The sequence below is a fragment of the Corynebacterium sp. HMSC28B08 genome (assembly GCF_001806865.1).
GTDB lineage: Bacteria > Actinomycetota > Actinomycetes > Mycobacteriales > Mycobacteriaceae > Corynebacterium > Corynebacterium auriscanis.
Genome location: NZ_KV786153.1, coordinates 70,973 through 82,668, shown reverse-complemented (window position 1 = coordinate 82,668; position 11,696 = coordinate 70,973). Strand labels below are relative to the sequence as shown.

Genomic DNA, 11,696 nt, shown 5'->3' with positions numbered 1-11,696 from the left:
ATCAGGGTGTTGCATTCACCACTAGACCCCACCCACGTTTTTGTTGGACTTCTGCTGCACATTCGTTTCTCGGTCCGCGATTGGACTTCTGCTGCACATTCATTTCTCGGTCCGCGATTGGACTTCTGCTGCACATTCATTTCTCGGTCCGCGGTTGGACTCCTGCTGCACATTCGTTTCTCGGTCCGCGATCGGACTCCTGCTGCACATTCGTTTCTCGGTGCGCGACATGAATAGCGTCACCTCTCTACCTGTCACGGCACCTGTCTTTTTCTTTATCCCAACGCCTTCCCGTCCCCCACCCCAATCCCTGCACCTTCCCGTCCCCCACCCCAATCCCTACGCCTTCCCGTCCCCCATCCCAATCTCGACGCCTCCCCGTCCCCCATCCCACCGACCTCCGCCGGTGATTCGAAAGCTACCCCTGCGAGCGTCCGCGCCTACCGCTACAGTTAGTTCCATACGCGCCCAAAGATCCGACCATAAGGATCAACGGGGTGGGCGCATAAAGAGGGGGGATTACTTATGCTGGCTTTAAGCATTTCCGTGCCCAGCCAGGGCACCACAATCAAAGCCGCTATCGCGGATCATGTTCCGGTGGCGGAACTCATTCCGCATCTAGTCACGCCCGAGCCCGGTCAACACTGGGTTTTAGGACGGGCAGTGGGCCGGATTCGCCCAGAGCACACCCTCGCGGAAGCCGGTGTTCGCCCAGGCGAAGTGCTCACCTTGGACATTGCATCCACGCCTGCGCCTCCGGCGGAGGCAGTGGAGGAACTCAGCGGCGACGTCGGGGATTCACCCGCGGTCTGGGTGATGGCGATCGTGGGTGCACTGTTTGCTCTCCGAGCTACTCCCCTGTGGCACCCACTGGAGTTCCATGGTGGGGAACAAGTGGGCGTCGGAAATGAAGGGAGCCCAAGCGATGTAACAGCAATCATCACGATCGTCGCCGCACTAGTAGCGGGTTTTGCGGCAGCAGGGGCATCCCTGCGCGATTCCCGTTTTACAGCCGTGGCTGCGATTATAGGTTTCGGGATTGGGCTTAACGTCAATGTTGCGGTGGGATGCGCGTTGGCGTGCGTGCTGGTGTGGAGAAGCGGGCCGGTGCGCATTGTGTGCCTGACATGTTTGATGCTTTCCCTTATTAACTTCTGGCCGGGATTCACCCTCATTGTTGCCGCCATGGGGCTGGCCTATGCAGGGCAGTTGGCGATCCTCATTGCACGCATCCGCCTGCCGCGTGTACCCGCCACCGGCATGTTCCACCAACCGGTACACACCGCCGCAGGAAACGTTATTGAAGTGCACTCCGCGCTGGTGGTGGGCCTATGCATAGGGATCGCAGCCAGCGTGGTGCAACTAGCACCGTGGCACAGCACCCCGGATAAATGGACCTGCGCGCTACTGGTGACGGTGGTGATCATCGGTGTGAGCAGCCGTGGCACTCGACCGGTCCATGCGACTGCCGTCACCACGTTAGCCGCACTCACTGCCCTGTGGCTGGCATTGCTGGTGCCGTGGGGTGTGCTGGTCTTCGCGCTCATTGGAATCCCCGCTTGGAAAGTGAATTCTCCAATGGTGGGGCGAATCATCGATTGGGTAGAGACTCTGGCGTTCGCGGTGATGGTTCCACTGGCTTTGCACACAACGGGCCTGTTCAACACAATTCGCCACCTCGGAATCGGCAGTTAAGGGGAAGCCACCATGGTCCAGATTCGCGACGATAAACCCCACAATCCCTGCGATCAACCCGTCAGCGGGCCGCGCCTGCCGCTGGACGTGGATATGGGAGCCGCCCCGGGGATCGCCAACGGTAGTGGAACCACCATCGCCATTATCGACACGGGCTCTGCCACCCCCTCTGCCCGCGGCGACCGCGACCATTGCGTTTTGCACGGCACAGCGGTGGCATCGGTTGCGTCGACGATCGCACCCGGCGCGACTGTGCGGGCCTATCGCCATTCCGAACGCCCCGAGGATAACGATGGGACAGTCCAGACCCTTGTACGGGCGATCGATCGAGCCGTCGACGGGCATTCCAAGATCATCAATATTTCCATGGTGGCCTGCACGGACACTGTGGAACTCCGGCAGGCCATCGATCGAGCGGTGAAATCGGGAGCGCTGGTAGTGGCTTCGGCCGGCAATCGTGATCAATGCGAACCGGGGCAGCTTGCCTATCCCGCAGCCCTGCCAGAAGTGTTGTCGGTTGGTGCAGTCGAGCAGCGGGCGGGTGCAGCCGCACATGCCGATTCGGCGCCACAGGCTCCACAGGCAGTACAGTCGCAGCAGGCGCCAACGCCCCCCTCTCCGGGCACACCACCTTCATCCAACCCAGATGCAGGCACCGTCCCCGCGGACTACTCCATGTCCGCAGAACACATTGACTTGTACGCCCCGGGCGGCCCCGTTTCCGCAGAGCTCCGCACCAAGGACGGCACAACCCACACGATCGTGGGCAGCCCCGCCCCTTTCCAAGGCACCAGCTTCGCCAGTCCCGTAGTCGCTGGCACTGCCGCACTCATTTGGCAACTTTGGCCCGACGCCACCTCCTCCCAAGTCCGGAGCATCATAGAAACGACAGCTATTCCCGGCGGCGCGGATGGAGCCACCAGCCACCCCGTGCGCGTTGTTTCCCCAGCTAGCGCGGTCAGCGCGGCGCTGGAGCGCGTTTCGCCAGACGGGACAGCTCAACCCGGTGCAGCCGGCGCCGGCTCAGCTCAACCCGGCTCAGCTCAACCCGGTGCAGCCGGCTCACACGCGACCGCGCCCGAAACGCCGACCGCCGATGGAACCGGTCAACCGGGCATGCCCACCACCGTAACCGCGCACGTACCGCAACCCGTTGCCACCGATTACCGCGTGGCCATCGGGCTCTCGGCCGTCTTAGCGCTCGCTGTGATCGTTGCCGTGGTGGCGCGCGCATTGTCCTCGGACAACAATCCGCCATCCGGCAACCCAGCAATCACGCGCCATGGCACCTGGACCGGATCGCGGAATCCCAGAGCTGCCAAGTCTGCGTGGGATCCCACGCCGTAGCGCACACCGGTTTCGCTGACCAACGCCAAACCGCGTTCAGTGCTGAGCACCGAGGTCCCGCGCGGACCGGAGAAACTGACCTCGGGGGCGTCGGGAATGGAAGAAAAGCTACCCACCGGCCGCGTTAAACCATCCTGTCCAGCACAGAGCCTCCCGGCGGGTGCGAAGGGAGCATCTGTGTCAGGAATAATTCCCAGGCTGCGAGGGCCTGGGCGCACGCTGGGCTGAGCCAACACCTCCGCCAAACTGACGCGGCGGGCAGGAACACCGATGATCGCTTCCGCATACGTCCGCCGTGGCCCCTTAAGTTCCACTACACCCCCGCGTAAGGTGAGGAACACCCGATCATCTGCCTGCAGCAACCGACCCGTGCGATCAAACGGCTCCGGCAGCCCCGTCGGGATGTGTTTGCGCAGAACGCCCGCGGTGAGATCCGGCAGGCGATCAAATTGCTGAACCACCGGCCTGGTCACGTTATGTTCCGGCACGCCCAATAAGCGGGCGGTTTGGTCATCAACTTTGGCGCGTTGGGTGCCGTGCACAAGCCAAACCCCACTAGGCCCCCGCAACACACCGCTAGCGAACGTCTGCGCCTCGGGCGCTACCTCTACCCGCCCACCATCGCAGACCATCCATGCACCACCCGGGCTTTGCACCAGTTCAGGTGCAGCAGGCACACCGATCGCCGGCCCGTGCGGGAACTTCTGAATCTGCTGGAATGTGCTGTGGGTCGGCTCCACGGGCTGCCGCGCCACCAACCGAGCAGATGCCACGTTCGTCACCGGGTGGAAGGCCTCCCCCAGCCGGACATACAACCCGCCGGCCTCATCTTGTGCCAACACCGCTTCATCCACCGCGGGTTGTGGTCGCAGCAACGCTAGCATCACGGCACCACCGGCGACCAACATGCTCATCAGCACTCCCACCGCAATGGCACGGCGCTGACTGCGCAGCGGGTCATGCGCCATGCGCGGATCGCCTATAACCAGCGCTAACTCCAACCGGCGGAGCAAAAAACCCACGCCTGAAACCTGCAAACCGGTAGTCCGCATTGTGTCCCCCTAAAATTTTGTCTTCCCCGGTGCCAGGCGGATCTAAGGTCTTCGTAGTGTTCCACATTCCCCCAGCGCTCATCAGTGTCCCATGCTTGAATGGAAATCGCTTGGCAACGAAGGGGATCGAATCACGCTCCGGCAATTCAAGGGGGACCACGGACAGTGGATGCTTTAGCTTTAACCACAACAACTCTCAGCGGTGTGACGGCCGCGACAACGCTGGCAGCCGGCGGGTGGGCGCGGTGGCGCGCTCGTCAATCGGGTGAAACCAGTCGCGCGCACTTCTACCTCATCGCACCTGCGCAACACCTGTGGCAACCCACCTCTGGGTGGTCGCTTGATGTGGCACGGTTGTGCGAGGGGGCCGGGCTTTCTTTACACGACGCCCACTTCTTCCACCACCCCACCTCCACCGGGGTCTCGCCTTACCCCGGTCGCGGGTCTATGGCGCGGTGTGTGGTGTCCATTCCCAGCACAGCACGGGACGGGTTCAAACACGCAGCGGCTGGGTGCGGGGTGATCGCGGTGGAAACACCGGAAGCGCGCACCAACCGCGGGCCGGCACAGCTTGGGCACAACCCGGTTGTTCCGCCAGCCCGCGCCCATCGCGCATCCTCACAGTCAGATCACACCGCAAGTGCTCCAACCGATGTGACCGTTCCTGTCGAAAGCGGGTGGCTGCTGGGGCTCAACGGGTACGGCCGCGCGGTAGAGATCTTCCCAGTACCGGGTTCTACCGTGTTGGTACTTGGTCCGGCCCCCTTAGTTCAGATCGCTTTGCGCAAACTACCGTGGTTGCCTGGATTGTTCACAGTAATCAGCGCGGAGAACCCAGCTAGCGCCCTACAAACCGCACGTCCTCACAATGCCTCTTCGGCCGACAGTTCCACTCAAAATGTGGAGACCCTGTGGCGCCGCGCGTGGGATCCTCATCAAACCCGAATTGTTGTGGCCGACCATGCGGCCATTGCCCCCACTTTGTGCAGTGCCGCCGATGCGATCATCGACCTCACTACTGACGTGGGGCGCTGCACCATTCGCTCGCCGTGGCCCACCACCGAAGAACGTCGGCCGGACCACACCGACGCACAGCGTTCAAACGCGATACTCCACTTCACTCTGAGTGCTTAGAATCCCCAACCCTGGTTAATCCCCGGCGCCCCCGCGCCCTGGGCAAGGGCCCCAACACCGGGAGCAGGAATGCCATTGTTTGGCGCAGGCACGCCGTAGCCATATCCCGGATTCGGAGCGTAGTAACCCTGCCCCGGTGCCTGATAGCCAGGCACTCCCTGCCCCGGTGGATACTGTGGTTCAGGTACGTACTGGGGCGGCGGTGCGTACGGCACAGCTGGCGCGGGCACTCCTGGTGCTCCTACGCCCGGTGCAGGAGCAGTACCCGATTGCGTTTCTGCACCATTACCTGGATTGGTTGGCGCGCCTGCCCTCGGTTTCTTCTCGGGTTGCTTCTCCGCTGCCGCTTTATCCGAACCTCCGCGCTCTTCTGGGTTTGCCCCTGGCGCTGCTGCGTCCTCCTTCGCGAGGTCGCGATCCCACTTCGTCGGGCGGTGGAACGCCTGTTCCTTGGCCTTGCCCTGGCGGGAATCCTCGCCAGAGTGCACCTTCGGCAATGGCGGCAATTCATCGGGTGATTCCGCCTCACCGTTCTCGCGGGCCTTCGCCAGTTCCTCATCGGTGAGCTGCGCATTGACCGCAAAGATCGCGGTCGCGCCGTCCTTGTACACCGGCGTGAGGCCAGGGGCTTTCCACAACCCCTTGACCTGCGCCTCGATGTTTTTCTGGAAAGACCAAAACGACGGTGGCGAAATGATGTAGTACTTCACGTTCAGGTCCCGCGCCGCGAAGTCGGAGATATTCGCGTAGTCGCTGCGATCCCCCTTCATACCCGCGGTATTGGGGGTCCACTGCCGCATGGTGTCGGCTTCGCTGCCAGGTTCCGGGCTCAATCCCGCGCCGATCAGATCCGGGTGCCACAGCATGGCCTGGGTCGCGGAATCTTTGGGCGTCTTCGCCAAAAGGAAGTGGCGGTGCAGTGCCGGTAAACCATGCAGCGGATACATCCAGCCGGTGCCCTCGTGGGAATTGTTAGCGATGATGCCGTCGTAAGCACCCGGTTGCCGCGTCAACCACTCGAAAGCCCCCTGTTCCTTATCCCCCACCATTCGACCGTCGCGGGAGGCCGCCACCGCCCACGCGTACCTGTTGTCCAAAGGGGTTTGCGTCCACGGCACCAACCCAATAGCGATTCCAATGCACGTTGCAATTGCTAGGGCTCCGGAAATCCGCCCGGTCCAGCCACGGCCGGGTTTGACGCGGCACGCGGCGCGGCGTCGTTGTAAAGAAGGAATGAGCAAAAAACCACCCAGAACGAACCGCACTACCGCAGCTGCGGCCACGGCCGCCAAGGCAGTCGCGAACAGCGCCAACGGATTAAACAAACGGTGGGCAGAGTTGTAGTTCAACCCGGACAGGAACCCCGCGACCACACCGGCTGGTCCATCAAAGTTTTTTAAGCTGTAGGCTGCCACCGCTGCAAGCACACCGCTGGTGGCTGCAGCCCAAATATTTCGACGCCACAACAGCAATATGACCGCACCTGCAATCGCACCCACGATCAACCACCATTGAGTTGCTGCGTAGTGGTTCGCACGGGATTGCAGTTCAAATACACGCTGCCATGCATCGCCGTAATCGGGGACCTGCTGTTTGTTGAAGCCACTGACCTCGCTGGCCTGCCCACTGCCCACGGTCCACTGTGGCAGCATCAATGCGCCACCGAGAACCGTGGGAAGGCCCAGCAACAACACGTCTTTAACTCGAACCCACAGGCCGTGGAGGAACCCTTTCTTCGTGCCACGGCGTTGGTCGGTCTGACCCGTTGGCACAAACAGCTTCCACAACAACCACCACAAGCCAACGATCACCGCGGTTACCGGCACCGCCGATGGGTGGATGGCACCAATACCCGCAACCACGAGCGCCACGGCGGGAATGGTGATGGGGCGAACCGGTGCCATACTCAGCGCTGCGGCCCCAATACCGACCATGGCCAACGCAGAGGAATTCGGCCACGCGCCGGTGTAGTACTCCACGTAGAACACGGGGAACACTCCGGCGACCGCAACGGCAGCCAGCCCCGCAGCCAAGGACCCCACCAGTCCACGCCGCCCGACCAATAGCCACGCCAAAAACGCTGCCGATAGTGTGGAACCCAACGCGGGCAAGACCACGGAGGTCACGTTCAGGGCCTGCACCGGCTGCATGTTCATGTATTCCTGCAGGGCTGCGCCCATTGTGTGGAACCCCGTGGGATAGAACAGGGCGCTGTGGGTTTCGATGTTCTGCAGTTCCCCCATCCGGACAGAGCTTGCCACCCCAGTTTCCTGAATGAAGCGGAATACCGAGGCATGCCAGTGCGCATCCCATCCTTGGAACACATTGTTCAACCCGTCAGGCTTGCTCTCGATAACATCCATTGCGCGCTGAGTAATCAAAGTGAACCCTGCAACCACACCAGCTAGCGGTGCGATCCACATGGGATCGAATACTCCCCCATGCCGCTGTGGGGACCTAAACCACTGCTTGAGCGACCTGCCCCGCCACCATGGCTGATAGCCTTCCAACTCCGCCCGCGGCATCAGCTCGCGTTCTAATTGCCGGGCCCGCCGGCCTCGTCGCCACACAGTCGCCGTCCATGTCAAGCGCCACAGCAAACCCACGACTGCGAACACAGCGGTACCTTGGAGCAACGAATCGAAGGTCACCGCAATGTCGTGGCCGCCGTACCACCAGGCCAGGACGTTCCACACACCAGCAGTAATCACCACCCCCGTGGCTAGGGCCCACGGAATGCGCATACCAGCACACCATCCCACCACCGCACCGGGCAGAATGAAAATCGCCAACGCCGTGACGACTGCAGAAAAGGCTGTTATCAAGTGCTCTCTTCTCCTCGGTCTTCGTACTCGATAACTTTAGCGCTACAATTCCGCCGTTGTACGCACCGCGCGGGTCACCTCTGCTCGGGCCGCCAGCTCCTCGTCCGCAGGGTAATCCACTTGCACCAAGTTCAACCCTTCCGCGGGGGCCACGGGCACTTTCGAACTGCGCTCGTCTAGTTGTAACAACTCCGCGGTAAAGCCCTCATCACGTTTTCCCTCACCCACGGTCAACACGGCCCCCACCAGCGAGCGCACCATTGACCAGCAAAATGCATCCGCCGCCACGCGCGCCTCATACGTCTCCGGTTCGGCCGGTGTGGAGACGTCGAACCACTGGAATTGTTGTAATTCGCGGATCGTGGTTGCTCCTTCCCGCGCTTTACAGAACGCAGCGAAGTCGTTGAGCCCCACCAGCACCTCGCTGGCGGCTTTCACTTTGTCCAGGTCTATGTGCCGACGCCACCTCGCCGTATCCCGAACCCGAACCGGCCGAGGGCCCGCAGTGGCAGTGGTGACGCGGTAAACGTAGTGGCGTCGAAGCGCAGAAAAGCGAGCGTCAAAACCAGCAGGGGCTACGCTTGCCCCATGAACCCGCACGTCGGCCGGCAACATCCGGGACAACCGGCGGACCAGATCACCGGGGTGTTGCAGGCTGCGCTGCGTGAATGTACTAGCGGGAACATCGAAGTGCGCGACTTGCCCATCGGCGTGCACCCCAGCATCGGTGCGGCCAGCGACGGTGAGTTGGACGGGGTGACGCGTGACCAAGCTGAGCTTTTCCTCCAGCACCCCCTGGACCGTACGCAAGCCGAATTGGGAGGCCCACCCGTGAAAGTCCGTGCCGTCGTAGGACACGTCGAGGCGGACCCGCACTGTGTCTCGATGGGCTGGGTTGGGCGCTAAGGAGTCGGACGGGGGATTCACTGCGCCGGACTGAGGTTCTTCGGCACCGACCTGCGGATCCGTAGCACCGACTGGGGAATCCGTGGCGCTGGTGTGGGCCTCCGCGGGTTCGGAGTGCGCGGAGCCATCGGCGGGTGTTGCTGAGGTCATACGAACAATTGTTGCTGTTGAACGCGGACATAGCAAAAGGCCGGCCGGATGATCACGGGGATCACCCAGCCGGCCTGTGGTGGCAGCAGCTAGCCGGCTGGTCTCAGCCGACTAGTGCACGCATGTGCACGCATGGCGGGAGACTACTTCTCCTCAGCCTCGGTAGCCTCAGCCTCGGTAGCTTCAGCTTCCTTGGCCTCTGCCTCAGCTTGAGCGTCGGTTGCGGTATCAGCCTCAACCTCTGGTGCCTCTTCAACCTTGGTCTCCTCAGCCTTGGCCTCTTCAGCCTGAGCCTTCTTGGAGTTAGCGGCGCGGACGGCACGCTCTGCCTCGGTGGAAGCGGTCTGCTCCAGAACCAGCGAGATCTGGCTTACAGGAGCGTTGTCGCCCTTACGGTTCTCCAGCTTGATGATGCGGGTGTAACCGCCGTCACGGCCTTCGAACTTTGGAGCCAGCTCGTTGAACAGGTAAGCAACAACTTCCTTGTTCGTGATGAGCTTCAAAACGTTGCGACGATCAGCCACGGTGCCGCGCTTGGCCTTGGTGATGATCTTCTCAACGTATGGACGCAGCAGCTTAGCCTTTGCGTCGGTGGTCTTGATGGCGCCGTGCTCAATCAGCTGAGCTGCGAGGTTGGCCAGGATCTTCTTCTGGTGGGAAGCAGAACCGCCAAGGCGGGCGCCCTTCTTTGGGGTAGGCATTTGTTCTCCTCGTGTGGATTGTTAGTGAGCGCAGTACGTGCGACTACTCCGCGATGTCTTCACCCTCGGTATCGATGAACTCGCCGGTTTCAGCGTCGTAGCCCTCGATGTCGTTGATGTCGAATCCCTCTGGGGCGTCCTTAAGTCCCAAGCCCAAGCCAGCAAGCTTAACCTTGACCTCGTTGATGGACTTCTGACCGAAGTTACGGATATCCAGCAGGTCGGATTCCGTACGGGCGGCCAGCTCACCAACGGTGTGGATCTCTTCGCGCTTCAGGCAGTTGTAGGAGCGAACGGAGAAGTTCAGGTCCTCGATCGGCATGCTGTAGGCAGCGATGTGCTCGCTCTCCTGCGGCGATGGGCCGATCTCGATGCCCTCTGCTTCGTTGTTCAGTTCCTGAGCCAGACCGAACAGTTCCACCAAGGTCTTACCCGCAGATGCCATGGCATCGCGAGCGCTGATGGAGTTCTTGGTCTCCACGTCGAGGATCAGCTTGTCGAAGTCCGTGCGCTGCTCCACACGGGTTGCCTCGACCTTGTAGCTGACCTTCAGCACTGGAGAGTAGATCTGGTCAACCGGGATACGACCGATTTCGTTAGAAGCGGTGGCGGCGGGAACGTAGCCACGTCCGCGCTCCACAACTAGCTCGATATCCAGCTTGCCCTGCTCGTTAAGCGTGGCAATGTGCAGGTCAGGGTTGTGAACCTCAACGCCAGCTGGTGGCATGATGTCCGCACCGGTGACCGCGCCTGGTCCTTCCTTGTGCAGGTTCATCACCACGGGCTCGTCAGAGTCGCTCGACAAAACGAGGGACTTGATGTTCAGGATGATGTCGGAAACATCTTCCTTCACGCCTGGGATGGTGGTGAACTCGTGCAGTACACCTTCGATTCGTACAGAGGTCACAGCTGCACCTGGGATGGAGGACAACAGCGTGCGACGCAGGGAGTTGCCCAAGGTGTAGCCAAAGCCTGGCTCCAGTGGCTCGATAACGAACTTAGAGCGGGATTCGTCGATGAATTCCTCGGTCAAAACCGGGCGCTGGGAAATCAGCATGGTCTTTCGTTTCTCCTTTTCGGCGACCGCTATTTGACGCCGCTAGGGGTGACCCGAACCTGCCAGCCTTCACGCAGGGCATCGCTTCCACTTTCGTGGTGGGACGACGCCCCGCTGGCCAGCAAAAACGAGTCGACATTGGGTAGTCGGTGTGTGCCCTGTTCTCGATATAAGGGACTTCGCTAGAAAGCTTAGCCGGATTACTTCGAGTAGAGCTCGACGATGAGCTGCTCTTGCAGCGGAATGTCGATCTGAGCGCGCTCGGGCAGCTGGTGCACGAGGATGCGCAGGGTTGCTGGGACAACCTGCAGCCATGCAGGAACCACAGCGTCGACGAGGCGATCTTGGGCCTCCTCGAACCACAGCATCGAACGGGACTTCTCGCGAACGTCGATGATGTCGTACTGGGTAACGCGGTAGGAAGGAACGTTGGTCTTCTTACCGTTCACGGTGAAGTGACCGTGGGAAACCAGCTGACGAGCCTGACGACGGGTGCGTGCCAGACCAGCGCGGTAAACCACATTGTCGAGGCGGGTCTCCAGCAGGATGACCAGGTTGTCACCGGTCTTACCTGGGCGACGGTTTGCCTCGGTGTAGTAGCGACGGAACTGACGCTCCAGAACACCGTAGGTGTACTTCGCCTTCTGCTTCTCCTGCAGCTGCAAGAGGTACTCGGATTCCTTGATGCGAGCGCGGCCAGCCTGTCCCGGAGGGTACGGACGGCGCTCGAAGGAGCTGTCACCACCGACGAGGTCGACGCGGAGGCGACGGGACTTGCGGGTAACTGGGCCAGTATAACGAGCCATTATCTATTCCCTATCCTTTCTTC

8 protein-coding genes and 1 pseudogene are annotated in these 11,696 nt (G+C 61.4%); 3 read left to right on the top strand and 6 right to left on the bottom strand.

Going from position 1 to position 11,696, the window contains the following annotated elements:
* Nucleotides 1–525: 525 nt before the first annotated feature.
* Complete coding sequence (locus HMPREF3098_RS02020; RefSeq protein WP_035113652.1) at nt 526–1,695, top strand: EsaB/YukD family protein; 1,170 nt, start codon at nt 526–528, stop codon at nt 1,693–1,695.
* Between the two features lie 12 nt (nt 1,696–1,707).
* Nucleotides 1,708–2,592, top strand: a pseudogene (locus HMPREF3098_RS11770) (S8 family serine peptidase); the annotation flags it as partial.
* 266 nt (nt 2,593–2,858) lie between these two features.
* Here HMPREF3098_RS11770 and eccB read toward each other — a convergent pair.
* On the bottom strand, nt 2,859–4,094 hold the full coding sequence (gene eccB, locus HMPREF3098_RS02010; protein WP_070433792.1) for a type VII secretion protein EccB: 1,236 nt from the start codon (nt 4,092–4,094) through the stop codon (nt 2,859–2,861).
* 204 nt (nt 4,095–4,298) lie between these two features.
* On the opposite strand from eccB, the gene HMPREF3098_RS02005 reads away from it, so the two are divergent.
* On the top strand, nt 4,299–5,228 hold the full coding sequence (locus HMPREF3098_RS02005; RefSeq protein ID WP_035113647.1) for a hypothetical protein: 930 nt from the start codon (nt 4,299–4,301) through the stop codon (nt 5,226–5,228).
* Here the strand turns inward: HMPREF3098_RS02005 and HMPREF3098_RS02000 are convergent.
* From HMPREF3098_RS02000 to rpsD, 5 genes are all read right to left on the bottom strand, one after another.
* A complete protein-coding gene (locus HMPREF3098_RS02000) occupies nt 5,225–8,053 on the bottom strand; it encodes a DUF6541 family protein (RefSeq protein WP_070433791.1) in 2,829 nt (942 codons plus the stop codon). The genes HMPREF3098_RS02005 and HMPREF3098_RS02000 overlap by 4 nt on opposite strands.
* Before the next feature lie 42 nt (nt 8,054–8,095).
* A complete protein-coding gene (truA, locus tag HMPREF3098_RS01995) occupies nt 8,096–9,109 on the bottom strand; it encodes a tRNA pseudouridine(38-40) synthase TruA (protein WP_246815808.1) in 1,014 nt (337 codons plus the stop codon).
* Between the two features lie 143 nt (nt 9,110–9,252).
* Nucleotides 9,253–9,810 (bottom strand): 50S ribosomal protein L17, encoded by a 558-nt coding sequence (gene rplQ / locus HMPREF3098_RS01990; RefSeq protein WP_070433790.1) that lies wholly within the window; start codon nt 9,808–9,810, stop codon nt 9,253–9,255.
* A gap of 43 nt (nt 9,811–9,853) precedes the next feature.
* Nucleotides 9,854–10,867 carry a DNA-directed RNA polymerase subunit alpha gene (locus tag HMPREF3098_RS01985; protein ID WP_035113643.1) on the bottom strand — a complete coding sequence of 338 codons (1,014 nt, stop codon included), beginning with the start codon at nt 10,865–10,867 and terminating at the stop codon, nt 9,854–9,856.
* A 200-nt stretch (nt 10,868–11,067) separates the two neighbouring features.
* Nucleotides 11,068–11,673, bottom strand: a complete 606-nt coding sequence (rpsD, locus tag HMPREF3098_RS01980) for a 30S ribosomal protein S4 (RefSeq protein WP_070433789.1) — start codon at nt 11,671–11,673, stop codon at nt 11,068–11,070.
* Between the last annotated feature and the right edge of the window lie 23 nt (nt 11,674–11,696).